This window comes from Pseudomonas sp. H11T01, from assembly GCF_048515765.1.
Lineage (GTDB): Bacteria > Pseudomonadota > Gammaproteobacteria > Pseudomonadales > Pseudomonadaceae > Aquipseudomonas.
The window spans coordinates 48,347-74,466 of record NZ_JBLYED010000032.1; the positions used below are offsets into that span (position 1 = coordinate 48,347).

General features: G+C 57.9%; 16 protein-coding genes and 1 rRNA gene. 7 read left to right on the forward strand and 10 right to left on the reverse strand.

Annotated elements, in window-relative coordinates:
- Nucleotides 1–36 precede the first annotated feature (36 nt).
- From ACN1C3_RS28850 to bcsQ, 6 genes are read right to left on the reverse strand one after another with little or no spacing between them, the layout of a single operon-like run.
- Nucleotides 37–705, reverse strand: coding sequence for an SGNH/GDSL hydrolase family protein (locus tag ACN1C3_RS28850; RefSeq protein ID WP_419119119.1), 669 nt, complete (start codon nucleotides 703–705; stop codon nucleotides 37–39).
- Nucleotides 706–720: 15 nt separating this feature from the next.
- Nucleotides 721–4,686 (reverse strand): cellulose synthase subunit BcsC-related outer membrane protein, encoded by a 3,966-nt coding sequence (locus ACN1C3_RS28855; RefSeq protein ID WP_419119120.1) that lies wholly within the window; start codon nucleotides 4,684–4,686, stop codon nucleotides 721–723.
- Nucleotides 4,662–5,888 carry a cellulose synthase complex periplasmic endoglucanase BcsZ gene (bcsZ, locus tag ACN1C3_RS28860; protein WP_419119121.1) on the reverse strand — a complete coding sequence of 409 codons (1,227 nt, stop codon included), beginning with the start codon at nucleotides 5,886–5,888 and terminating at the stop codon, nucleotides 4,662–4,664. Before bcsZ ends, ACN1C3_RS28855 begins: the two co-directional genes overlap by 25 nt.
- Before the next feature lie 22 nt (nucleotides 5,889–5,910).
- The gene (gene bcsB, locus ACN1C3_RS28865; protein WP_419119122.1) at nucleotides 5,911–8,184 is read right to left on the reverse strand and encodes a cellulose biosynthesis cyclic di-GMP-binding regulatory protein BcsB; all 2,274 of its coding nucleotides are present in this window, start codon (nucleotides 8,182–8,184) and stop codon (nucleotides 5,911–5,913) included.
- Nucleotides 8,184–10,406, reverse strand: a complete 2,223-nt coding sequence (bcsA, locus tag ACN1C3_RS28870) for a UDP-forming cellulose synthase catalytic subunit (protein WP_419119123.1) — start codon at nucleotides 10,404–10,406, stop codon at nucleotides 8,184–8,186. The genes bcsB and bcsA overlap by 1 nt, the downstream gene beginning before the upstream one ends.
- Nucleotides 10,403–11,641 carry a cellulose biosynthesis protein BcsQ gene (gene bcsQ / locus ACN1C3_RS28875; protein ID WP_419119124.1) on the reverse strand — a complete coding sequence of 413 codons (1,239 nt, stop codon included), beginning with the start codon at nucleotides 11,639–11,641 and terminating at the stop codon, nucleotides 10,403–10,405. The genes bcsA and bcsQ overlap by 4 nt, the downstream gene beginning before the upstream one ends.
- A 685-nt stretch (nucleotides 11,642–12,326) precedes the next feature.
- Between bcsQ and ACN1C3_RS28880 the strand changes: the two genes are divergently transcribed.
- Entirely contained in the window at nucleotides 12,327–12,665 is a 339-nt protein-coding gene (locus ACN1C3_RS28880) for a tryptophan synthase subunit beta (protein WP_419119125.1), read from the forward strand.
- 73 nt (nucleotides 12,666–12,738) lie between these two features.
- Here ACN1C3_RS28880 and lapD read toward each other — a convergent pair whose 3' ends face one another.
- Both lapD and lapG read right to left on the reverse strand, forming a co-directional pair.
- Nucleotides 12,739–14,685, reverse strand: a complete 1,947-nt coding sequence (gene lapD / locus ACN1C3_RS28885; RefSeq protein WP_419119126.1) for a cyclic di-GMP receptor LapD — start codon at nucleotides 14,683–14,685, stop codon at nucleotides 12,739–12,741.
- 14 nt (nucleotides 14,686–14,699) lie between these two features.
- Entirely contained in the window at nucleotides 14,700–15,392 is a 693-nt protein-coding gene (lapG, locus tag ACN1C3_RS28890; protein ID WP_419119127.1) for a cysteine protease LapG, read from the reverse strand.
- Between the two features lie 294 nt (nucleotides 15,393–15,686).
- On the opposite strand from lapG, the gene ACN1C3_RS28895 reads away from it, so the two are divergent.
- The 6 genes from ACN1C3_RS28895 to ACN1C3_RS28920 all read left to right on the forward strand — a co-directional run bounded on the left by ACN1C3_RS28895 (nucleotide 15,687) and on the right by ACN1C3_RS28920 (nucleotide 23,497).
- On the forward strand, nucleotides 15,687–16,397 hold the full coding sequence (locus tag ACN1C3_RS28895; RefSeq protein ID WP_419119128.1) for a GntR family transcriptional regulator: 711 nt from the start codon (nucleotides 15,687–15,689) through the stop codon (nucleotides 16,395–16,397).
- A 17-nt stretch (nucleotides 16,398–16,414) separates the two neighbouring features.
- A complete protein-coding gene (locus tag ACN1C3_RS28900; RefSeq protein ID WP_419119129.1) occupies nucleotides 16,415–17,038 on the forward strand; it encodes a thioesterase II family protein in 624 nt (207 codons plus the stop codon).
- A gap of 780 nt (nucleotides 17,039–17,818) precedes the next feature.
- The gene (locus ACN1C3_RS28905; RefSeq protein WP_419119130.1) at nucleotides 17,819–18,595 is read left to right on the forward strand and encodes a DUF3050 domain-containing protein; all 777 of its coding nucleotides are present in this window, start codon (nucleotides 17,819–17,821) and stop codon (nucleotides 18,593–18,595) included.
- Nucleotides 18,592–19,521: a diiron oxygenase gene (locus tag ACN1C3_RS28910; protein ID WP_419119131.1), complete on the forward strand. Its 930-nt coding sequence runs from the start codon at nucleotides 18,592–18,594 to the stop codon at nucleotides 19,519–19,521. The genes ACN1C3_RS28905 and ACN1C3_RS28910 overlap by 4 nt, the downstream gene beginning before the upstream one ends.
- A gap of 14 nt (nucleotides 19,522–19,535) precedes the next feature.
- A complete protein-coding gene (locus ACN1C3_RS28915) occupies nucleotides 19,536–22,997 on the forward strand; it encodes a non-ribosomal peptide synthetase (protein WP_419119132.1) in 3,462 nt (1,153 codons plus the stop codon).
- 32 nt (nucleotides 22,998–23,029) lie between these two features.
- Nucleotides 23,030–23,497, forward strand: a complete 468-nt coding sequence (locus ACN1C3_RS28920) for an SRPBCC family protein (RefSeq protein ID WP_419119133.1) — start codon at nucleotides 23,030–23,032, stop codon at nucleotides 23,495–23,497.
- Nucleotides 23,498–23,558: 61 nt separating this feature from the next.
- Here the strand turns inward: ACN1C3_RS28920 and ACN1C3_RS28925 are convergent, their stop codons facing one another.
- Together ACN1C3_RS28925 and rrf are read right to left on the reverse strand one after the other, a co-directional pair.
- A complete protein-coding gene (locus ACN1C3_RS28925; protein WP_419119134.1) occupies nucleotides 23,559–25,439 on the reverse strand; it encodes a methyl-accepting chemotaxis protein in 1,881 nt (626 codons plus the stop codon).
- A 378-nt stretch (nucleotides 25,440–25,817) separates the two neighbouring features.
- Nucleotides 25,818–25,933, reverse strand: a 5S ribosomal RNA gene (gene rrf / locus ACN1C3_RS28930).
- Nucleotides 25,934–26,120 lie beyond the last annotated feature (187 nt).

Genomic DNA, 26,120 nt, shown 5'->3' on the forward strand with positions numbered 1-26,120 from the left:
GCGCAGCAATGGCACACAGACCATGAATAACGCGAATCACTTCTTCGCACCTGTGCTGCTAACACTGCCTGCGGGCAGTTTGCCCAGAGCGTCGCCGATCGCAGTGCCCCAGGATTTATAACCAGCAACCGTGAAATGCTGGCCATCGGTCGTGACCCATTGGCCAGGTTTGGAAAATGTCAGTGAGTCGATGTAGGTGCAGGGGGCAACGTTGGCCGCCAAAAACTGCGATATCAACTGAGTACGGGCATCGTTTTTCTGATACATGCCCCCAGCCTTACCCCACGCTGGCCCGACCCAGGCGCACTTGGTGCCAGTGGCCGCAATAGCCTTGGTCAGGCTGGTCACGTTCTGCCAGGCCCAGGCTTTGGGGAAGGCAGGTTTGTCGTAAGAGGCCATCGTGTCAGCAATCACCAAGACCACCAAGTCAGGCTTGTCAGCAGCGATCAGCTCAGCGATCGGCGTGGTGGTCGCTTCGCGCCCCTTGATCACTATTTTGCCGCTACCTTTGCGCTCGGCGCCGCAATCAACTTTTTTGGTGATCAACCAGTCGCCTGCGCTGGCACCGCAGGCACCGATCGAGTGAACGATTGCGCCTTGCTGGGTCAGGTTGTCATGCAGCGGTTCCATCAAGTGGTCCGCCAGGCTCATGTGACTTTCCCCAAGGACCAGAAGGGTCATACCGGCAAGAACAGAAGAAGGCATTGAAGTCTCCAGAAATCAATTGGAATAAGGTGAGCGGTAGGGGCTGACCGGTAAGTCCATGGGACCCGTCATGTTTTCGAACATGTAGCGCACATACAGGCCCCCGTTGAACTGCTGGTAATCTTGAGCGTTGTCCAGGCCGAGATTGCCGCCCAGGAAAAATTTCGACCCGAATTTATATTCGCCAGCGGCACCGAGGCTGTAACCCAGCCCGGTCTTACTTTGCCCAGCGTAGCGTTGATTGTTATTGGCCGCTTGCAAGTCTTTGTCATTGGGGAAGTAGTCAACACTGTCCTGCTGGAAGTGCTGCACGCCCACCGAGGTTTTGACCTGATAGCTGAAACGATCGGCACGCTGCGCCCAAACCACCGGCACGCTAAGGGCGAAGTAACTTTGAGGACTGAAGTAACCGCCGTGGCCGTAGGTGAAGAAGTCCTGGTTGTTGTCGTAGCTCAGCCCCGTCGCACTCAGCCCCGCCGTTAGCTTGCTGTCCATGGCATTTTGCAGGTACCAGTAGACGCCACCACCCAGTTCACTCCGGCTGTTGGATTCGACGTTGTGACCCAACAACTTGTGCCAGGAACCGTATCCATAGGCGCCGACTTCGGCGCCGACTTCGGCGTCGTCATAGCTCAGTTGAGCGCGGCCGCCGTTTGCGGTGACGCCGCCCCAGGACAAACCGTCGCGCTTGTCAGTGGTTCCGGCGAACGAGGTCAGGCTGTCGGTCACAGGACGCCGCGAAACGTTGACGCCGTAGCGCACATTGGAGTTATCCGCCAACGGCCGATCGACACTCACGCCACCGGCAACGGTGCTGTATTTGAAACCGATAGGGGTGGTGCCGATATCAGCCTTGAGGCCCTCGTCGGGGCGCGCGAACGCTACCGCGAGGCCTACACCGCTATCGCGTTGTGACCCCACGCCCTGCGACGCAGTGTTGCCACCGCCGAAACGCGACGCAGCGTCGCTGCCAACACTGCCCGCATTCAGCGACACCGGCGTGACACGCACGGCCAAACGGTTATCGCCGGCTGGAACATTGATTTCCAGTGGTGTCTCGATATCCGTCAGTTTGCTCAGGCCCGATTCGCTGTTGTTGCCGCGAATCGTCACGCCTTGGGTCACGTAGCCGCTGCGTTCCTGAAGAATGTTGTCCAGCGCGCGCTGGGCGGAACTGACCTCATCAACAGCAGCGACCGCCGCCAGTGGCTGAGGCGCAAACGGGTTACCTTGCGGACCTGCGAAGCGTCCTGTTGGCATTGGCTGTCGATAGTCGCCGGCGCTTGGGACAGCGCCGACCATGCGTTGAGTCTGGCTTGGGTAAGCGTCAGTTGGCAGGGCATCTGCGCTGGCGACAGCGTTAGTCGCAGCGCCAAGCGTTGCCTGAGCGGGTGGAGGAATCACGGCAACGGCGACTCTGCTCACTTGATTGCGCTGGCCCGGGGTCCCCACAAATGGGTTGGGTGCCACGTTCAAGGTGCTGGCCTGGGCTGCCAGACTGCGCCTTTGTTCAGTTTGTTCTGTGGCCACGGCTTGACGCAGCAGGTCGGTCGCTTTACTGACCTTGCCCATGCTGCGGTAAATCCGAGCGGCCTCGGTCAACGACTGCGGATCGTAGGTTTCGAGCTTGAGAAACTGATCCAGAGCCTGCTCCGCAAAGGCATTGTCATGGGCCTGAACGGCAGCATCGGCGGCGTTCAACAGGATTTGAGGGTCATTCGGCTGACGCTGCAACAACGGTTTGTAGAGTTCGAATGCCTTGGCGTTGTTGCCGTTGGCAGCGTACATCCGGGCAAGCGCAGAGACAGAAGCGGCGTCACCTGGACGCTGAGCCAACGCCGGCGCCAGGGTGTCATAGGCGGAGGCCAGATCACCGCTCTCGCGCAGGATATCGGCCTGGCGAATTCGGTACAGATACAACACATCATCAAAACGCTTGCGGGTAGCCACACTCATGGGCTGATTTTGCAGGCTGTGCAGAATCGAGTTGACCTGCACATCGTCACCCGTCTTGAGTAACAGGTTGGCGTATTGCAGCATCAAGTCCGCAGACGGCGCACGGGTCTGCGCAATGACATCGCGCATCATGGCCTGGGCGCGAGCAGAATCACCGGCATCGACATAGGCCGAAGCCAGGGTAGCCATACGCTCGGGACTGCGACTGGCCATCGGCTGTAAACGATCGAGCAGTGCCAGAGCCTCCTGACGCTGGCCCCGCTTGGCCATACTCGCGGCGAGTTTGATTTGCACGGTGAGCGTGATCTGGTCGGCCAGCTCGTTCATGTCCGCTGTGCGGCGGTCAGCCGGAATACGGCTGATCGCGGTTTGCGCGGCCTTCCACTGCTCCATTTCAACGGAGAGCAAAGCACTGGTGTAAAGCGCGTCGATGCTATCGGGGTGTGTCTTGAGCATCGCATCTATCAGATCGCGAGCCTTCTGCGACTCACCCGTCTTGAGGTACAAGCGAGCCAGGTCGAAACGAGTCCAGACGTTATCCGGATCGTTCTGCACCGCCTCCGCCAATGCGCTTTGAGCGCCGCGCACATCACCCCGTTGCTCGGCAAGTTTGGCCATTTGCGTCGAACGCAGGGCACGCAGGCGACCGCTGTCGCCCAGCCTGGCCTGATCGGCAGGCGGCAGGGTGTCGAGCAAACGCAGCGCCTCATCGGCCTGGCCAGTTTGCGACAGCACGTTAATCAATCCGCGAACGGCCTGCGGGTTGCCACGCTGGACCGAAAGTACCTGACGGTAATTGCCTTGAGCGGCGTCCAGTTGCCCTGCCTGAGCCTGGATATCGGCCAGGGTCAATCGCGCATCGACGCCTGCCGGATTCAGACGCATGGCTTGAGCAATTGCATCCTGGGCCTGGGCGGTCCGACTTTTGGCTTGCAGCTCGCGAGCCTGTTGCAGCAGCGACCAGTAGCGCACGCTACCCAGGGCCGCTTTCCAGCGTACGCCGCCTTTGCTTATCGCTCGAGTCAACAGTTGCTCGGCCTCGCCGAGTTTGTTCTGCTGCTGGCGGACCACGCCCAGGCCACCCAGCGCGTCGGCATCGTCGGGTTTGCTTTTAAGGCGAGTCTGAAAGGCCTGCTCGGCACCCGCCTGATCACCTTTCTCCAGCGCCTGAAGCCCACGCGCAACGATCGGATCCTGCTGCCAGGCTGGCGCACCCACACCGGCACCCGCCGACTGCGACTTACCTTTGCTCATCTGCTCCCGTATCCCCTGATCATCGGGATGCACTTTGAGGAACTCTTCGAACAAGGGGACCTGCGCCGCGTTGGGCGGACCGATCCAGGTCAATGCCAGGCGCCAGCTTTCATCGGCATCCCCGGCGATATCAACACGGGTGGAGAGTTTCGCAAGCGCGCGTATACCTTCAGCGCGACTGTCTTCATGACGCACCAGATGCTTGGCAAGAAACAACGCCAGGATCGAATCGTTAGGCGTCTCGCGCAAAAGCCGCTCCAGACCTTTGCGAGCCTCTGGCCAATCAGCGGAATTGAAGGCCAGGTTGGTGTAATACTCGCGTCCAATCGTTCCTTCCGGCGTGCGGTCAGCAAACAATTGGCGGAACACTTGCGTGGCCTTGTCACGCTCATCACCATCAGCCAGACGCCGTGCTTCGTCCAGCAACGCCTTGTTCTGCGGCTGTGCCAGTGCGATGTCCTGCTCCAACTGAAGAGCCAGCCATGGCCGAGGTGAAAGCGCCTGCAATCGCACGAGGTATTCCTGTGCCTGCGCAGGATTACCCTGCTTGACGCCAATCAATCCCATGCCATAAAGCGCATCGACCTGATTGGGGTCCAGACGCAGCACTTTCTGCCACGTTTCGGAGGCACGCTGAGCATTCTCACGCGCCTGCCAATATTGCCCTTGCTCGACCAGCTGGGCCTGCAGATCGTTGCTTTCAGCATGGGCGCCGCAGGTGATCAGCGCGGTGAAAATCCCAATGGCTAACGTATAGCGGCGCGGATGCATGACGTCTCCCAAGACAATTTGAGTGTTCCGTCATCACGAAACTGATAGCGTTTTTCTGCCCAGCCTAAAGCAAACAGGCTGAGCATAACGTTGTAATACAGAGGTTCAGCGCGTTCGCTATCAGCTTTAGCCAGTGCCGTATTTAGAGCCTGTTCGACACGACGCTGTTGTTGCTCAACAAGCCAGGGCTGGCCTTTGGCCTGGAAGTAAGGGACCAACGCTGCGGAGAAGCCGAACGGTCCCTGACCCTCGCCATGTCCACTGATGACCTGGACCTTTTCCGGCGGAACTCCGTTGGAAGCAGTGCTGTTCGCCATGCCGTCAAGGCTCGCCAGCAGAGGTGCAGCCAGCGGGTCGGACTTGGCCGTCATACCGGCCCAAAGATAGACACGAATAGCGTCATAACTGCCGAGTTCGCCCTTGATAGGATCGATCACAAACAGACCAGAGTGGGGTGAGGTACCGCGATAGCCAATCCAGTCGGCAACGAAGCCCCTTGGGCTGGATGCACGCACCATCTTGACAGTGTTTTCGGCAATTTCTTTCCACGGCCCGGCCGGGGCCTCTTTGGCAAGCCGACGCAATAATGGCAATGGCAGGTAGCTGGGGTTCAGGCGCCAGAGGTGGTCGGGTTGAACGAACCCCTCAGGGCCGGGCAGTACCATCTTGCCCAAACCCGGGAGGTTGACGACCAGCTGCGTCTCAATGGTCTTGAGCAGGTGCAGGGCATCTTCCCGATAGTCCGGGCGTTGCCAGAGACGAGCAGCTTCGAGCAGCGCATAAACGATCCAGAGGTCAGAGTCAGACGCCGAATTGGCGTCCTGCAGTTGCCACTGACCATCCTTTCCTTGCCCCCATAACCAGCCTGGCAGGCGGTTCGTGAGATCGGAGCCCACCATATTGGCGGCAGTCCACTTCCATATATTGTCGAAGCGTTGCCGATCATTGCCAATCACGGCGAACAGCATGCCGTAGGACTGACCTTCGGAAGTGCTGTGATTGGGCTCTATGCTCGACTCCAGCATTCGCCCATCGTCCTGAAGGAAGCGCGAGGCATAGGTCTGCCAAAGTGGCCAGGCCTGGCTGTTGCACATCGCCTGCGCCGCCATTGCTGGTACCAGTACCATCGATGCGAACGTACCAGCCAGCCACAAGGCGGCTTTGCGCAATCGACGACCAGAAGAAAGGTTGCGGCTATTCATCGGGATGGCTTCCATGGGCAACTTAATTACTCAGCCGCCGCTTGGCACGAGCACGCAGAGCCAGATAAGCCAAACCGCTGAGCAGCAACACACCTAGCCCGGTCAGCACCAACACCCACCCCACATGCCGCGACATCAGCCATTGCATGTACTTGAACGGGCCCAGATGACCGACGTAGTACTGCTCGTCCGCAACCAGTGCTTCGATGGATTTGCCGCGCACCACCACCAGGCTGCCCTGTATCGACTGGGTGTATTCGTCGCCGCCGATCAAGGCGTTGGTTGCTTCAGCCAGACCTTCAGGACGACCGCTGGATATCACGACCACGCTGCGACCACGTTTGAGTGGTGACTCGAAACCGGTCAGAAAGGTGCTGCGCTGACCACCGGTAAAGGCCATGGCGACCCGCGTATTGCGCAAGTTCGCCTCAGCGTCCGGACTAAACCAGTCACGCAGACGGAACGGCAGGTCAGACAGCTCGAAACGTTGCTGACCGCCATTGTCGGTAGCCGGCAAGTGATCGGCCCATTGCGTGAGCAGCGGCTGATTGGCGCCGGAAGCGAACACCAGCAGATCCTTGTCGGCGACGGCAGTAACCTGTGCCGCTTGAGTCACCACGACGCCAGTGGCCGGATAACCGGTGGATTGACCAAAACGCCCCAGTACGGTGAGGTATGCACTCAACTCGGCAGCGCCGGCGTTGTCCGGCAGCACCACGGCGGTTTGCGACAAATCGGCCATGCGGGTGAAGGGGAAGCCCGCATCCTTGAACACACCCAGGTTCGGCATGGCCATGAAGTGGTCGTAACCACTCAGGTCCAGGGTCGATTCCGGATCGACGCTACCGCGCATGTTATCGATGATGATGTCGCCACATTCGCCCTGTTTGATGTAATCGAACATGTAGCGCAGTTGCAGGCGAGATTGCAGGGCCACGGAATTGAGCGGCAACAGCACGCGGGTTTCGCGCACGAGGCTGTCATTGGTTTTCAGCACGCTCAGTACACCGCTATCCAGTTTGTCTTCGGAGGGCAGGTTCTGGGCTTTGATCAACGCATCGTTGAAGCTGACGATGAAAGACGAGTTAGTCGACTTCTCCTGTGGCGTATATCGGTATTTCAGGTCCAGCGGAGCACCCGCGTCACGCCAGCTGAACAAGTCCGGCGGAAAATTCAGCGGCACGGTGATCTCGCCAGGATTGTAGCCGGACACATTCAACTGCTTGGCGGCTATCAACTCGCCGAGCTTGACCGGGCGATCGCTGGGTAACCAGTTGGGGGCATCGTAGGGTTTGCGCGGTTGTAGGGTATCCAGGCGATCAATCACCACGCTGCTGCCCGAGAGTGTCTGGCTACCCAGAACCAGAGCGGTAGCGGCACGTTTTAATTCTTGCGCATCACGACCGGTGACGACCAACAGCTTGCCGTTCGGATCGTTGGGGTTGGTCATCAGCGTCAACGTCGGCCCTTTCGGCACAGGCAAGGTCAGCAATCCCAATTGCTGAGGGTTATTGCCACTCAACATAACGACGGCGTTGCCACTGGCGGGTAGTTCGTTGAGCCGAGAGGAGAACACCGCACCGCGGTAGCTGGCTTGGGCGCCGAACCAGGACGACAGTGCGCCAGCGGCTTCCAGTGTGCCGTTGTCAGGCGCCGTGCCGAAAACGAACGGCAGGTTTAATGGCCGCGCATCTCGACGGTCGAAGAACGGTAGCGGCAGAATCGAAAGATCATCCGGCAGGGCGAGTGGCGATACCTTTATGTCGAGCTGACTGGCGTTGCTGATCTTGGCCCAGAGGCTGGAGTGCTGCGGGTCTTCGCAACTCATCGTGTAGTGGCCGATGAACTGCAGGCTCAGACGGTTGAACTCGGTAATCAGGTGCGCCGGAATCTCGACCACCTGTTTTTGCATCTTCCCGGCGTTTTCCTTGGGCAAAGGCAGGCTGGCAGCCACCTCATCGTTGACGATGACGTTGATCTGCGAGAGATCGGCCAGCAACGATGGCGAATACGTGTACTCCAGGGTCACGTGTGCGCCGGTGACGATTGAGTCGGCACGCACATCGAAGTTGACGCTGTCAGTGGACTCGACCCCATGCAAACTCATCGGATAGTTCCGACCCAGCTGCTTGAGGGTCAAGCTGTAGCTATTGGCGCCAGTAGGAGCATCCGCCCCGAGCGCTGTGTCGGCAAACGCCGTTGCACCGACACCCAAGGCCAATAAGGAGGAAGCCAGCAGTATCAGAAAGCGCCGAGTGCCGCGCAGGATGCTGAAAACGAAATACGTCGAATTCATCACTTCTCCATAAGGTTTTTGAGAGGGGATGGAGCCGAGCGACGGTTGCGGAACACGATACGACCTTCCTTGACGGTGGCTTTGAACAATTCGTAAATGCCCTGCATACCGATGACACTCACATCGCGCAATGCAACTAGCGGCGTGTCGACCTGACCACTGCCCCACATCGAAGCCCACGTGTCCGCGCGGGAAAAAGTCAACCGGACCAGATCGCTTTGCTGACGCAACGTCAACCGATCGAACTGGGCACCCAATAGCGAGCCACGACTGAATACGACAGTTGCGGGAAAAACACTGACCTGCTGATTGCGAAAAAGCGTGATCTGTACCTGCTCACCGGTAGGAATGGTGACCCCTTCCGGCAGCTTGAAACCTAGCCCTTTCTGCGAGAAGTCCTGAGTAACGCCTTCAATGCTCGTACCGTCAGGGCGCGTGATGCGCATGGGTAGAACTGCAGCCACCCTGGGTTCGGAACGAACCTGTCGCGTTTCACTGGCAACAGCCACCGAAGCACTGGTGATGACAATGTTGTAGAGGGTCCAGACAAGGTTGATCAGGATCGTCGTCACTGCGCCGTCATCGCCCGTTATGAGCTTCACTACACCGAAGATCAGGCCAGCGATGTTCAGCGTCAGCAGAATGATGTAAGGACGTGCCAGCTTCCACTCGAAGAATTTCTGATCGATGATCCCGCCCTTGTCGGTCACGTTGAAACCACCGAACTTGGGATTGACCAACGCCATCAGCACCGGCCCCATGATGTACCAAGCCAGCACCGTCTCGTAGACTTCGTTCCAGAACGAGTGACGGAAACGCCCCTGAATGCTGGAGTTGGTCAAACTGGCGTGGAAGATATGCGGTAACACATAAGCGCTGATCATCAACGCCGATGCGTGGAAGATCTGGGCGCCGAAAAACAGGAACGCCAGGGGCGCCGTCAGGAAGGCCAGGCGCGGCAAGCCATAGAAAAAGTGCAGCATCGCGTTCAGATAGCACAGGCGCTGACCGAGATTTAGTCCCTTGCCGAATAGCGGGTTATCTGTACGAAAAATCTGCGCCATACCGCGCGCCCAGCGAATGCGCTGACTTATATGACGCGACAGGCTTTCCGTCGCAAGACCTGCGGCCTGGGGAATAGCCAAATAAGCCGTGTTGTAACCAGCACGATTGAGCTTGAGGGCCGTGTGGGCATCTTCGGTCACGGTTTCCACAGCAACGCCACCGATTTCCAGCAGCGGCCCGCGACGGATTACCGCACATGAACCGCAGAAGAACGTCGCGTTCCACAAATCATTGCCATCCTGCACCAGACCGTAGAAGAGCTCGCCTTCGTTCGGCACAGAACGGAAGGTATTGAGGTTCTTCTCAAAAGGGTCAGGCGAGAAAAAAAAGTGTGGCGTTTGCAGCATCGCCAGATTCGGATCCTTGAGAAACCAGCCGACGCAAACCTGCAGGAAAGAACGCGTCGGTACATGGTCCGCATCAAAGATGGCAATGTATTCGCCACTGGTGACCTTGAGGGCTTCATTCAGGTTCCCGGCCTTGGCGTGCCGGTTGTTGTCGCGAACGATGTAACCCACGCCGATCTGTTCGCAGAAGTCGCGAAAATCATCGCGCCGACCATCGTCCAGTACGTAGACACGTAATTTGTCCTTGGGCCAGTCGATCGCCTGAGCGGCAAATATCGTGACTTTTACAATGTCCAGGGTTTCGTTGTACGACGGAATGAACACATCGACCACAGGCCATTCGCTAGGGGAACCACGCATCAACACCGGCTTACGCCGCAGCGGCCACGCGGTTTGCAGGTAACCGAAAACCAACACGATCATTGCATACAGCTCGGCCATGACCAGGCCATAGCCGAACAGCATGTCGACCCAGCCCTCGAAACCGAGTGTGGAGGTGAGCCTCCAATACAGGTAACGCAACGAAGCGGTCAATGACAGTCCGATGAGCACCAGAACCGTCAGGCGCCCTGGAATTTTGCGCAACACCAATGCAGCGATGAAGCAGCCGAGCGCGAAGATGCACTGCGAATAAAGCTCGAACGGCACGGTGACGATAAAAAGAGCAAGCAGGCTGCACATCAGGGTAACGCTGACTGTCAGCGCCTGACGCAGTGGTTTTGGCAAGCTGTCGAAACGATCGGACAACGCTTGCGCCCATCGCTGCGAGCGTCCCAGAGCCGCGGCATTTTCGCCTGAGGTAGTGATCACGAGGCGTGGATCTCTGCAACGCTGGCCGACTTCAACTGCACTTCAAGCCTGTCACTGAGCATCCGCATGTCCTGGCAAGCCTGGGACGCCCCTGGCTCTACAAACGGATTGCGACCGTAGGCCAACGCCTCGCCAATGGCATGATTCAGAGATACCACGCCCAGCAGTTGCCCGCCCAGACGGCGCTTGAGTACTTCATGCATATCCCGGGAAAACGCACGGGAAGCATCGAATTGATTGATCACGTAACTGCAGATCGATGACTGAGCCCGGGCCTGTGGCGCACCCAGCAATTTCTCCATCCGATCCAGCGTCACGAAACACGCAGCGTCTGCGGTAGTGATCACCACAACCTGATCGGCCACGCTGAGTGCCTGGTCCATATAAACAGTGCGACCAGGAGGAGTATCGAAAATCACCACGTCGTTCTCGCTCAACTCCATACGTGCCAGTTGACGGGCCAGCCAGTACCGATCGTTGTCCAGGTAACGCTCCAGCGTCCGGCGTTCATCTTCCGTGAGCGAACCGTAAGGCAGCAGCAGAGAGCCCGCAGACCCGGGCAAAAGCAGTGAATTCCAGTTTTCGCCTTTCAAGCTGGCATTGCCCATACCGGCAACATCCGGATCGACGCCAAAGTGGTACTGCAGAGCGTTTTGCGGATCAAGGTCAATGGCTAGTGTCTGGCCGCCATCCAGCCGCAAGGTGCTGGCCAGTGCCGCACTCAGGGTACTTTTCCCGACGCCACCCTTGGCTGAAACCAGGGCAATGACGCGGGCCTTGCTCTTCGGTGGTCGACCGTGAGGCAGCGATTGTCGCAGAGCTTCATCATTGCGCGCTTGTGCCTCAGCCTGACGCTCAAGCACCACCTCGGCCAGCAAATGGCGAAGAGGTGCGCAGACCGGTATGGTTTTGGCGGGCTGGATCTCAGCGTCGTGCTCGAGCGCGGAATTTAACAGTACAGTGTCAGCGACAACGTCAATTTTTTGATGACTTGGTTGAGTAGGCTCGACAATAGTTGCGCACAGGTGAGTCGTTGCGACAGTCAACTTGGCTGGCGCAGCGGCGAAAGAGACATTTTCGACGGAGTTGGCAAGCACTGCCGTTGGCTCAGACACGGGACGTACCAATGCCAAGGGCTTTTCTTTGTAGTCGAAATCACCGTCAAACTCGAGATAACTGTCCAAACTTTCCCCGAACCTGCTGAACAGGTTCGTTATATCGTCTGTACGATTCATAAAAGGCTATCCGCGACGCTGACTAAGGGAGCACGTGAGCTCGAGACCATCCGTCGAAGCGAGCCATTAAAATGATATCGTCAATTTTTTGAATTGCGCAAGAGGAAATACTTAAGCGCGACAAAAAAATAAAATTTACCGCCATATTTTTGACGATCAGCGCTTTTAAAAATGAGCGTTTGCTGCCGTGATCAATACCTGTGCCCCGAATAGCCCGCATCCGGGTGCCCATGGCTAAGGGGGGTGGTTTAGCGGCCCGCGATTATCCAGTAAGCCTTGGGTTTACGCACATGGTTTACGCCGAATGGCAGGTCCATTAACGCCTATCAAGCTATTCAACACTTACGTTAACGGAAGCAAATACTGGACCACACTAAATATCGGATTCCTTACACGTTTTAGACACTTGTATATATTGCTTTTAAATCAACATGTTGCACTTTATATCGCCCGTTGTTTTCGACTATAGGGCCGTAAGTTACTAACGTTGCTGAAAGGAGAGTCTGATACCCCAACATTATTGTTCGTTTTCAGCTCAATTCAGACGCGAGGCTGCATGTTCATACTCGATCAAGGCTACAGCCACATCGCACCCCGTGGCGACTTTCTCGGGGCACCGCATACTCGCCTGCGTTGGCCTATGCTGCTGAGAGCATGACGCTGGCCCATTCATGAGGGATTCTTAATGTTCTACGTGCAACGCGATGTTCAAGGTCTGCTGATTCGCGTGGAAGCCGCCGCCTATGCCGAAGCGACGGAAACACTCCCCGCCGACCACCATGAAATCCAGGCCTGGTACGCCAACGAAGTGGTGGAAACCAGCCTCAAACAACTCAAACAGAGCGACCTGGAAATGATCCGGGTACTCGACGACTTGATTCAGGTGCTGACCAGCAAGGGCGTGATTCGCGTCACCGACCTGCCGCCAGCGGCCCAGGCGAAGCTGATGGACCGGACCCAGGCCCGTGAAGCCTTGGGTGGGTTGAGCCATCTGATCGATGATGATGAGACAGGGCTGATCTGAAACCCCGACTTGATCGTTCCCACGCTCCCGCGTGGGAACGATCAATCTCACTGGCAACACTGCCTCAGAACTCTCACCGCCAAGGTGCAGGCTCGCCAAACAGCTGGCCTTGCACGCCGTACAGACCCATCTCGCGAATCACCAGCAGTTCCCCTTCAGTTTCCACCCGCTCGGCAATCAGCGGCAGATCGATGCTATGGGCGGCGCGCTGGATCGCTTCGATAAACAGACGTTTATCACTCTCCTGATCGATAGCACGAATGTAGCTGCCATCGATTTTCAGGTATGCCAGACCTAACCGCGCCAGATTGCCGATCATGCTGAAACGCCCACCGAAGCGTTGCAGGCTCAGCGAGAAGCCCAGCTCGCGCAAGCGCCGGGTCAACTGTTCCAGCACCGCTTGCTCCGGCAATTGCTCTTCACCGATTTCCAGGGTCAGCCTTGATCCGAGATCCGAGTGCTGACGCAGCAGATCGAATACCCGGTTCAATGCCTGCGGATCAGCCAGAGTCGCTGCGGACAGGTTCAGCGCCAGCGACTCTTCATGCCCGGCCATTTGCGTCAATACCAGCTCAAGCATCAAGCGATCCAGGCGCGCGGTCCAGCCGAAGCGTTCGAGCCACGGCAGGAAGCGCCCGGCTGGAATGGTCTGACCCTGCTCGTCGAGCAAGCGTGAAAGCACTTTATAGTGCAGCACCCACTGGGTGTCCTGGCTGGCCACCACCGGTTGGAAGTACAACTCAAAGCGTTGCTGACTCAACGCCCGATCCAGCAGTGTGTGCCAGGCATGATGGTCGTCGCCGACGCTGGCCGCAGCGCTGTGATCGAGACAATACCAGTTCGGCTCACCCTGGGTTTCAGCCTGGGCCAGCGCCTGATCGGCGAGGCCGAGCAACGCTTGCGGCGAGTCGCCATGGGCAAAAGGTGCCAGACCGATATAGGCCACCGGCGACACATCCGAGGCGCCAGTCGCTTGCAGGCTGAGCAAGGTGCTTTCCAGGCTTTGCACCAGTTGCAGGGCTTCTTCGCGAATCAGCCCCGGCGCCAGCACGGCGAATTCGCCACCGCGGATCCGCGTCACCAGGTTCTGGGTTTCTGGGTATTTAGCGCACTCGCGCAGCAGTTGTTCACCGACCGACCGCAACAACTGGTCGGTGCGTTGCCCGCCCAGACGTTGATTCAAACCGGCCAGATCCTTGACTCTCAACAGCAGCAAATAGCCTGAGCTGGCCTGCTCAGGGTTGCTGACCCGGGCATTGAGTTGCATCTCGAAATAGCGACGATTAGCGAGACCCGTCAGGTTGTCCTGATAGGACTCGGCCCGCAGTTTCTCACTGCGCTCAGCCTGCTCCTGGAACAGCGCCTTGAGCTTCTCGACCATCTGATTCATGGCCTGCACCACACGCCGCAATTCCGGCGTACGCGGCAGCTCAGGCAGGCTGAGGAATTCGCGACGGGCGATAGCGTGGGATTGCTTGACCATATAGTCCAACGGCTTCAATTGCCGACGCAGCAACAGCGCCCCCAACACCGCGCTCAGCGCACCGCAGATCAGCAACCAACCCAGGCTGCCCAAGGCGCTCTGCCAGAGTTTGGCCACGACAAACATCGGATGGCTGACCACTTCAACCCGCGCTGCTTGCTCCCAGCCACGACTGACGATTGCATCACCACCGGCGGCTTCCAGGCCGATCAGTTTGACGAACCAGCCCGGCACGCTGTTGACCTCGGGAATCCCACTGCGCTCGACCAGGGTCTTGTCGGTTGTCAGGTCCACCACCCGGATGCTCGCGTAATAGCCGCTGTCGAAAATCGAACTGACCATCAGCTCGACCATCGCCAAGTCGTCGATATTGGGCGTCAGGGACAGCGCCAGCGCCGTCGCGGCATCTTGCGCGTGGGAGCGCAGTTGATTGACGAACTGAGTGCGCGAGCTTTCCAGGCTGACCATGAAGCTGCCGCTGAAGGCGACCACTAGAAACAGACAGATAGCGATCAACAGTTGCTTAAACAGGGACATCTGAGCTCGTGCTCCTAGTTAATCGTCTCGACCGGGAAACCTTCGGCCTGCATTTTTTCCAACACATCCTGCCAACGTGACAAGCGCTTGGTGTCGCCGACTCTCTTGTTGCCCTTGGCGCCGGGCAACCACAAGCCTTCGGCATTAAAGGAGTAGACCGGCAGCAAATCGGTTCGTTGGCTGGCCGGCTTGATGGCATCGATCAGGCTGTCGAGGACCAAGGGCATGGCCTCTGGACTCGAATAGTAGGTCAACACCATGTGCGCACGGTTCAAGCGCAAGGCTTTGACGTAGGTGATCCGTAATTTGTCGCTGGAAACCCCGAGATGGCGCAGGCTGAAGTACTTGGCAATGGCGTAATCCTCACAATCGCCCGCGCCCTTCCACAACGCCTCGATCGGCGTCGCCCAGTAGTCGTCCCGATGCCACAGGTCGATGTCTTCTTCGTAGCGCATTTGCTTGTTGAAGAACAGATTGACCACCTTGAGCTGTTCCAGCTCACCCACCTGCTTTTGCGTGGCCAATAAACGTTGCCAGGCATCGATCCGTTGCGCCCCTTCACCCAGCGGTCCGTAAAGCGCCTGGGCCCGACGACTGATCAGCGAGAAATCCCAATCGGCCTGCAGGCTGCCCAGCAGAACGCCGGCCAATAGCATCGCAGAACAAAGCCAGCGCAGGGTCCGTGGGAGGGCTAAACGTACCGCCAATGCGATGAGTCCAAGGGGTGGTTGGAAATCGATTGATGGTGAAGGCTCGATAGGTAAAAGACAATGGCACCGTGCAATCACGGATCATCAGACGCGCTAAGCTTAGGTGAGTGAGCCACGGGGGTAAGGGGTCGGCGCAGGAGCTGCCGAAGGCTGCCATTTTTGGCAATCTCGCCCGCGTCGGGGACCTACCCTTAAAGGAACCTCATGCGGTTTGACAAGTAATCAGGCAATCACTAGTGTGCATTGGATCCAATCACCCCACCCATTTTTCAAAAGCAGGGTAGCGTCGTCGTGACACAGAAGCCGAACCCCTTGAGCAGTATTCCGGTCAGCGGGCCGATACCCGCCCATCTCGCGCGCTCAGTGATTGAGGAAACCCTGCGTTCGGCCATTCTTGATGGTCGTTTACCGTGTGGAACCGCCCTTCGCCAGCAAGACCTGGCCGACCTGTTCGGGGTGAGTCGCATGCCGGTGCGTGAGGCATTGCGACAACTCGAAGCGCAGTCGTTGCTGCACGTTATCACACACAAAGGCGCCGTCGTCGCGCCCCTGGTCGAGGGCGATGCCGCAGAAACTTACGCGTTGCGTATCCTCCTGGAGTCCGAAGCCCTACGGCTGTCGATTCCCTTGCTCGATGCAGACGACTTTGCCAAGGCCGCACGCTGTATCGACACCCTCGAGACCGAAACCGACTACGCCGAAATTGGAACGCTAAACCGCCAGTTCCACATGGCCCTGTACGGCAAGGCCCCCAACCGTCGACTCCTGAATCTGGTCGAAAACGGCCTGATCGAAGAAGAGCGTTTTCTGCGCTTCAACCTTGAGTCCATGGGCTTGGGGAAAATCTCCCAGGACGACCATCGGCAATTGCTTCGAATGGCCGAAGAGCGGGACATCGAGCGGTGTGTAAAGGCACTCGAAAATCACCTCAACCGAGGCGTCGAAGTCATTACCCGCTACCTGAACAGCCTTGATCCTTTGGGCAAAAAAGCGCCGCAGTGAAGCGCGCGGGGAAGGCCGTGTACACTCAAAACAGCAAGTGGCTGACGGTGCTCAACGCCGATCAGCCCACCGACATCCGGTTAATCTGCTTCGCTCAGGAAGGTGCCGGCCCCGACCCCTTCTGCAGTTGGGCGGGAGGGCTGAATGACCACATCGAATTGCTCATCTACACACTTCCGGGCCATGGCAAACGCCAGGACGAAACGCCCTACTCTGAATGGTCGCCACTGCTCGCGGACTCATTCACGGCACTCAAATCTTATCTGTCAGAGCCGCATGCGTTGTTTGGGCATGGACTCGGCGCCATTCTGGCCTATGAACTGGCCAGGTTGAGCGAAGCCCAACATCCTGGGCAAACCCGTCATCTGTTCATTTCTGGTTGTCGTAGCCCAGATAGCCAGCCTGTATCGTCACTCCTGCACTCACTGCTTTCGTCAAACCGCAGCCTGAGCGTACCGTTGACCGCCATATACGGCAGCGAAGACCCGCTCGCCCCGGCCGAAAGCATGGTGAATTGGCGTGAGTTCACCCGCCGCGAATTCGAACTCATCGAAGTGACCGGCAACCACCTCTTCATCACGCCTGCGCGGCAACGTCTCTTGCAGATCGTCAACACTCATCTCGGGCTGCTCAGCGAATAATCTGCTGACACGTCCTTTCGTTGCACCCCAGCCCGCGGGGTGCATCTTTCAGACCTCTGCAACGGCTCGAGGCTGAGCATCAGTTCCCACTTCCAGGATTCAAACCACCTTCATCCATGCGTCGGTGATAGCAGCGCCATCCATTTGGGCCCACTCTTGAGTTTGCCGACTAAAAATGGACGAGTGGCGTGCGAATCTACCCGCACCGCCCTCGCGCAATGGACTAACAGAAGGAGGCTTGCCACAGGAAGGGAAGGATTGGGCTGAGGCCGGCCGCCCTCCTACACCATCAAACAACTTCAATTTGCCAACCAGAAAGTTGCTCCGAGTGAGGCATTCACTCATGTATTTTAATTCTGACTTAATTAAGCCGGAAGGAACAACTTCACCCCAATAAAACGTGAACCTTTCGTTTTACTGCAACTTCTCGCGCTCAAAAAACTGCAACTTACAAATAATATAAAAAACACTTGCCCACTACTTGCCTCGTGTATTAATTTTTCTCCACCGACATGAACTTGCCCAATCAATTCATGTCGTCGTGATCTGCATCACGGGCACCGGAAGCTGAATCGCAATCTACAGCCTGGCCTACACGCCATGGCTCACAAGGCTTTCAGCACTGGTCCTGCCTTGCATAATCAGCCTCAACCTTAGAACTCCATCAACTTTTGCTTGGGGCATTTATTCGCCATTTAGAACGTTAACCGCGTTCACCGTTACTTATAAAAACGTCATTAGCACTTCGCCCATTTACGCTTAAAAGCCAGAGACCACACCATGAAAACAAACAAAGAATTACTTCAACTAAAGAAAGCAGAGTTGAGCGCACACCCCATTTTTTCAGAAATAAACTCGCTCCCGATACTTCAGCGCTTTATGGAAACCCATGTGTTCGCCGTGTGGGATTTCATGTCGCTGACCAAACGCCTGCAACAGGAACTCACCTGCGTCCAGCTGCCCTGGCTTCCGCCGCAAGACCCTCAAGCGGCTCGACTGATCAATGAAATTGTCTTGGGTGAAGAGTCAGATGATCGAGTCGATCGCGGTCACTACAGCCATTTCGAGTTGTATCTGGATGCCATGCGCGAAGTCGGCGCCAGCACCGCGGCGGTCGAACGTTTCGTGGCGTTGCAACGCGAAGGCGTGAGCTACGACACCGCCCTGCAAAGCGTAGAGGTTGACCCGGCCGCGGCGAACTTCGTCAGGCACACCCTGCACACGGCGCTGCATGCACCGGGCCATAGCGTTGCTGCAGCGTTTTTACACGGTCGCGAAAGCGTCATCCCGCAGATGTTCCAACGCATCCTCGACGATTGGGGCATCGGCTTCGAACAGGCGCCAACTTTCCGCTACTACCTGCAACGGCATATCGAGGTCGATTCCGAAGACCACGGCCCAGCCGCGGAAAAACTCCTCGCACGACTGGTCGATGGCGACCCGCAACGCGAAGAGGACGTTTACACCGCCGCCATCGCCGCCGTGCAAAGCCGCATCGCATTGTGGGACGGCTTGCGCCTGAGCATGGGTGAAACGATCGCCGAGGTAAGCGCATGAACGCCGCCGACTATCAATCCTTCGCCGAGGCCTGGGAAAGCCGGGCAACCATCCGCACCCGCCCACGGCGCATGGTCGAGAACGACGACAAGCTGATCTATCCCCTGAGCCGGCAACCCTTGGTCCTGGGCGAAACCTTTTTGCGCGAATGTCCTGAGCAGCGGGATTTTGCCTTGGTGCAGACGCTCTACAAGTTCATCAATGATGTGGTGATCTTCGAAACCGAAATCGTCGACAAAACCGCACGCAGCATCGCCAAAAATCGCTTCGCCGTGCCCTTCCCGTTCGCCTGTCGGTATGACGCCATGACCGTGGTGGTGGATGAGGATTACCACGCGCTGGTGGCGATGGACTTTATGCAGCAGACCATCGCCATGACCGGCATCACGCCGATAGAACTGCCCTGTGAAATCGAATTGAGCCGGGCGATTCCAGCGGCATTGGCGCTGGCGCCGGAACATCTGCGCGCCGCCGTGGAGCTGATTTGCGTGGCGATTGCCGAGAACACCGTAACCAACGATGTCGCGGCATTCGCCAAGGACGACACGGTCAAGCAATCGATTAAGGGACTGATGGCCGACCACCTGCTCGACGAGGGTCGCCACTCCGGGTTCTGGGCACGGCTGGTGCGGATCTATTGGCATGGCGCAAGCGAAGCCGATCGCCAATGCATCGCGCACATTTTGCCGGTGTTCATCGCCCACTACCTGACCAACGACATCCAGAAAGCCTTCGACTTTCAGTTGATCGAGCACTTGCAGCTCAGCGACGCCGCAAGGCTGGCACTCAAGAACGAAGTATCCGGGCTGGCCTTCCCGATCAATCGTCATCACCCACTGGTCGCCAACATCGTGCGGTTTTTCCGCAGCAGTTCGTTGCTGGAGTCGCCGTGCGTCCAGGACGCCCTGAGCGACTACCTGGTTTAACCGAGGAGAACATCATGAGACGTCTCGACATTCTGCTCATCGGCCAGAGCCAGGCCTTGAACGACCTGGCGCTGGAACTGGAACAACATGGCCACTCACTCGCGCGCCTGACGGACAGTCAGGCTCTGAACGAACAACCGGTCAGCGCCACCGACGTCCTGATCGACGACGGCAGTCTGGTGATCTCGGCGCAACGTCTGCGCGACTTTGGCGATTGCGCGCAGCTGAGCTTACGGCTGGGTGTTGGGCCGCTAAGCGAATCTGGTTTAACGCAACTCGAAGTGCTCTGCTGGTTTGGCTCGGGCACCGCGCAGCGCTTGATGACTCGCCTGTCGGTGGCAGATGAACCCTCAGGCAATGGCCAGGCGCTGCGCCTGCGGGTGATTGCCGAGTTGGTGAACAGCGTTGCCCTGCTGATCAGTCGTTTCTCACGCGATGCCGAGTATTTCCTGGATGCCGCACCCGTCGAACCTGGTTGCCATGGGCATCAAGAAAATCTGTTGATGCTGGAGCGGCTGGCCTATGCGCATCGGTTCAATCTCACCAGCCAACCGGACCTGTTGCTACTGGCTGAAATTCCGATGATCGAAAGGCTTGAACACAGTCTCCAGAGGTTCGCCGGCCGGCCGGCGCTGAACATGGCCAGCACGTCCCTGCGCTATGAGGAGTTGTATGCTCTCAGCCGAGCGATTCAACAGCGATTGCTTCCGCTGCTGGAGCGATACGGGTCCGTCGACGGGCCGTTGGTGGTGGGGATTTGCCTGCCGAAATCCAGCGCGCTTTACGCAGGCATTCTGGCGATTCTCGGCAGCGGGGCGGTGTACCTGCCGCTTGAGCCGGGCCATCCCCTGCAACGTCAGCAATACATTCTGGAGAATGCCGGCGCGGTACTGTTGCTACACGATGGTCAACATGCGCTCAGCGCCGAGATGCCCGGGCTGGACATCAGCCGCATCGACGCCTGCGACGCGGATCTCTCGCTGCCGCTGATGCAGCGACGCCCCGACAGCGAGGCGCCCTGTATGGCGCTGTACACCTCGGGCACTACTGGCCACCCCAAAGGGGTCTTGCTCAGCCAGCGCAATCTGTCCCACTTCACCGGCTGGTACGCCGACTACGTAGAGCTGACCGAGCACAGTCGGGTTTTGCAGTTTTCGTCCCTGAGCTTCGACTCTTCGCTGATTGATATTTTTCCGACGCTGATCCAGGGCGCCGAATTGATCGTTCCCACTGACGACGAACGTCGCGACCCACTGCAATTGGTCGAACTGATCCGCCGTCAGCGTCTCACCCATGGATTTCTGCCGCCAGCATTGCTGAGCATCCTACCCCTCGACCAGCCGCTGGGGCTCGACCATGTGATGACCGGCGGCGATGTCTGCGAACCCTACGTGATCGAGCGTCTGACGCAGCAATGCCGGCTATACAACCTCTACGGCCCTACGGAAGCCACAGTGCTGATTACCGCACGGCAGCTCCAGGCCGGCGACAGCAACCGCACCCTGGGCTCGCCAATTGCCAACAGTCAGGTGCTGATTCTCGATGAAGACTTCCAGCCCGTTGCCGAGCAGACCGTTGGTGAGCTGTACATCGTCGGGCCCGGGGTCTGCCTGGGCTATCTGAACAACCCACAGCAGACCGCCGAACGCTATCTGCACCTGCCACTGCCCGACGGCCAAAGCTTGCGCGCCTACCGCACCGGCGATATGGCGAAGTGGACCACCGATGGGATTGAGCTCTGCGGTCGACGAGACAATCAGGTCAAGATTCGCGGCTTCCGGGTCGAGCCAGAAGAGATTGAACGCTGCTTGCGCGACAGCCAGTTGTTCCGTCAGGTCGCGGTGGTCATCGATAGCAATCGACGGATTCTGGCCTTCCTCGCCCAACCTCAGGAAGACCAGCCGGGCAGCGCCCGCGAAGCGTTGAAAGCGCACGCGGTGCAGTTTCTGCCGGACTATATGCAGCCAGCCGCCTGGACCGAACTGGCAAGCATGCCCTACGCCAGCAACGGCAAAGTCGATCGCAAAGCGCTGCTGGAACTGCCCGTCAGTTTCCTTGAAAACCACCAGTGTCGATTACCCGAAACAGCCGACGAAGCGCAATTGCTCGAACTCTGGGCCGAACTGCTGGAGTTGCCGGCCAGCGACATTTCCACCGACGAAAGCTTCTTCAATCTCGGCGGCCACTCGATTCTCTTGTCGCGAATGCTCCTGCGTTTGCGCGAACAATTCGGGCGCAGCATTTCGATCAACCGCTTCATCGAAGTGCCGACCATTGCCAAGTTGGCGACGCTGGTCAGGGGCAGTGGCACCGAAGAAGTCCTCAGCGAAAAGGCCATGGCCGACGCCTTCCGCGAACTGGATGTGCAGGCCTTGCCGGTCAGCCGAATGGGCGATGTACACAAGGTGATCGTCACCGGCGCCAACAGCTTCGTCGGCGTGCACATCGTCGAAGCACTGCTGGCCTGGGGCGCGACCGAAGTGGCGTGCCTGGTGCGTGACGGGGCCGGGCAAACGGCCGCCGAGCGCTTTGCCCATTCCTTGCGCGAGAACCGTCTGGAGCATCTGGACCTGAGCCGGGTGCGGGTTTACGCGGCGGATATCACCCGGCCTGAGCTGGGGCTAGTGCCTGATGTGTACGAACGGCTCGACCGGGAGTTCGGCGCCTTGGTGCACAACGCTGCCAACGTCAATCACGTCATGGATTACGAGTCGCTAGCTCGGGATAACGTCGAGCCGATTTTCGAATGCCTGCGATTGTGCGAAGGACGCAGTAAGAAGATCTTCAACTTCGTCTCCACACTCTCGGCCTCCAGCACCATCGACGCCGATGGCCGGGTCCTCGAACAGCCTGCCGCGCAGACGCCGCCGATCTACATCAAGAACGGCTACAACCTGTCCAAGTGGGTCGGCGAACGGATTCTTGAACGCGCGCGCGAGCGGGGTGTCCGGGTCAATCTCTATCGGCCCGGCAACATCAGCTTCAACAGCCTCACGGGCGTCTGCCAACCCCACAAGAATCGCCTGATGCTGATGCTCAAGGGCTCGATTCAACTGGGCCAGGTGCCAGAGTTCACCCTGAACTTCGACTTGATGCCGGTGGACTTTCTCGCCCGTTTCATCGCCTTTCACGCCAGCCGCTATCAGCCCGAGCAGGCGGTGTTCAACCTGCACAACCCCGAGCCGCTGAGCTGGGACGCGTATGTAGCGTCCTTTCGCGAGGCCGGCCGCGAGTTCCGCATGGTCAGCGTCGCCGATTGGCAACAGCAACTGGGCAGGGTCGATAGCGAAAACGCGCTGTTCGGCGTGCTGGGTTTTTATCTCAACGGATTCGAGGAAGACATCGGCGACATCTCGATGATCGGCCACGACAACGCCCAGGCCGGTGTCCGGTTGATGGGCGAGCACTACCCGCAAAAATCCCCCGCGCTGCTGCGCAAGGGCTGCGACTACCTGAAAGAAATCGACTTCATCTGATTCATCAAACCCAAACCAAACTGGAGCACACCATGACTACTCTGCAACCCGATACCCTGATCAAAAACCCTCATGGCTGCCACGTTGTGTCCTCGGTCGAGGTTCCTGCCGACGCACCGCGAGTGTGGGAAGTGGTCGGCAACTTCGCCGGCTTCGATAAATTCATCCCCGCACTGTCCCATATCGAGATGACCGGTGAAGGCGTGACTTCGTTGCGCAAGAAGTTCTTCAAGGACGGCAATCTGGTGGTCGAGCAACTCAACTCACGGGACGATCAGGCGTTGAGCATGACCTGGACAACGATCTACAACTCCCTGGGCGTCGCCAACCTGTGGGCCGCCATGACCGTTGAGCCGCTGGGTGCAGGCAAATCCCGAGCGACCTGGACCATCATCGCCGAACCGGCTCAGGGCGGCGCTGACGCGATGCAGGAGTTCAAGGACTTCGTTCAGGGCTTTGCCGATGACTCGATGAACAACGTGCTCAAACTGTTTGCCTGAACATGAAAAAGCCCGCTGCGGGTCATCCCCACAGCGGGCTTCTTTTTACTTCAAACAGCGATCAAATCTTGAAGCTGTCGACCAACTGCTTCAGGCGGTTGGCCTGCAGCGACAAGGCATCGCAATCCTTCAAGGTTTCGTTGAGGTTTACCACGCCCTGCTGATTCAGCAGGTTGATCTGGTTGATGTCGCCATTGAGGGTTTCCACCACCGCGGTCTGCTCTTCCGTCGCCGCCGCCACCGACTGGTTCATGCCGTCGATTTCGGTGATGCGTTGAGTCACGCTGACCAAACGGGCACCGGCCTGATTCGCCACTTCAACGCTTTCTTCGCTGGAAACCTGGCTAGCGTTCATGGTGGTCACCGCCTCGCGAGAACCAATCTGCAACGAGGTGATCATCTTGTGGATCTCCTCAGCCGATTCCTGGGTGCGATGCGCCAGGTTGCGCACCTCATCCGCCACCACTGCAAAACCACGACCGGCTTCACCAGCACGCGCCGCTTCGATGGCGGCGTTGAGGGCCAGCAGGTTGGTTTGCTGGGAGATACCTTTGATCACATCGAGAATGTGCCCGATGTTGTCGGTACTGGCATTCAAGGTTTCGATCTGGGTACAGGACAGACTAATTTTCTGCGACAGCTCAGTCATGGCCAGAATAGTTTTTTCCACCACCTGACGCCCATCATCCGCCTGTTCGCTCGCACCGCTTGCGTGCTGCGAAGCATCAGCGGCGTTGCGGGCAATTTCCTGAGTCGCGGCACCCAGTTCGTTGATCGCGGCGGCCACACTGTTGGTCCGCGCGCTTTGCTCGTCGGAGCCAACGATCGAGGCATTCGACGATGCCATGACCCGTTGCGACAGGTCATGCACTTGCCGCGTGGCCGACGACACTTCAGAAATCGAAGCGTGAATCCGCTCCACGAACTGGTTGAATGCTCCGCCCAGCTCGCCGAACTCATCCTTGTTTTCTACCGTCAGACGACGGGTCAGGTCGCCCTCGCCTTGCGCGATATCCTGCATCGCTCGGCCCATGGTAGTCAGCGGACGCATTAGCACCTGGATCAGCAGGCTCAACAGCACCGCAATGGCGGTAACGGCAACGAACATCGCGATCAACGCCGACGTGCGGAACTGGCTCAAGGGCGCGTAGGCCTTGTCCTTGTCGATGGACAGGCCGATATACCAATTCGCGTTAGGCAAACCGGTCACTGGCGTGAAGGACAGGATGCGTTCATGTTTATTCAGGAGGACTTCCTGATTGCCCTTCTCGATGCGTACCGAAGAACCCGGATAAATGTCCTTGAGGTTCTTCATCACCTGGTCTTTATCCGGGCTGACGATCACCTGCCCGTCGGCGCTGATCAGGAAAGCATGGCCAATACCACCAAAATCCACCGAGTTGATGATCTTCACCAGAGTTTCCAGGCTCAGGTCACCACCGGCCACGCCGAGCAGTTGTCCTTGCTTCTTGATCGGCATCGCGATGGTCACCACCAGGCCGCCAACCGCCGCCATGTAAGGCGGGGTCAGCATGGTCTTGTCAGCAGCCACTGCCTGCTTGTACCAAGGACGCTGACGCGGGTCGTAGCCGTCCGGCATTTTTGCGTCAGGGCGCTGGGTAAAGGTGCCGTTGACTTGCCCGACATAAGTGAACTGGAAGTTCGAGGTGAATGCAGGCTGATCCACCAGACCCGGGTAGTCCGCTTGGGCACCTTGGTGAGCAACGTTCTGGGCCAGGTTCTCCAGTACCAGAATTCGCCCGCTGAGCCAGTTCTGTACGCTGCTGGCGGTCAGGTCGCCGGCTTGCTCTACAGAGGACTCGAGGTTTTGCTTGATGGTATTTCTCTGCAGGTAGTCGTTGTACAAAGTGAACAACGCAAAAGCCAGAACCACTACGCCTGAAGCGGCCAAAAGGATTTTATGGCTGAACTTGAGATTCATTTCATGGGTCTTCTTATGCTGAAAGTGGGGATGCGGTCCGTGTTGCAACATTCCATATAACAGCGCAGGCAGCGTTCTATGGCCGCTCTACTTTGGTGCGCGCATGTCTCACCAGAGATGTCGGCACAAAACGGCTAAAACTTAGCGATTTTTAAGAAAGGAACGCCATAACTGCCAGAAACCCGCCGAGCGGCGTACTAAAGCGGTCAAACGTATTTTTTGAAAGGGTTAATCGAACGGCAAGCGTTGAATCACGTGCACGAGACAAACCGAGGCTGGCCATACCATTGCGGTCTGGCCCAAGGCATCACTCTGGTTTTCGGCGACACAAAAACAAAACCCCTGTCTGCTTACGCAGACAGGGGTTTCGGAATTCAATCTTGACGATGACCTACTCTCACATGGGGAAACCCCACACTACCATCGGCGATGCATCGTTTCACTGCTGAGTTCGGGATGGGATCAGGTGGTTCCAATGCTCTATGGTCGTCAAGAAATTCTGTGGCCAGCCCGTTACAGCGATAACGTGCCAGCAAAATCAGTAGCTTCTACTTAAAACAAAACCCCTACCTGCAGATGCAGATAGGGGTTTCGGAAGTTAATCTTGACGATGACCTACTCTCACATGGGGAAACCCCACACTACCATCGGCGATGCATCGTTTCACTGCTGAGTTCGGGA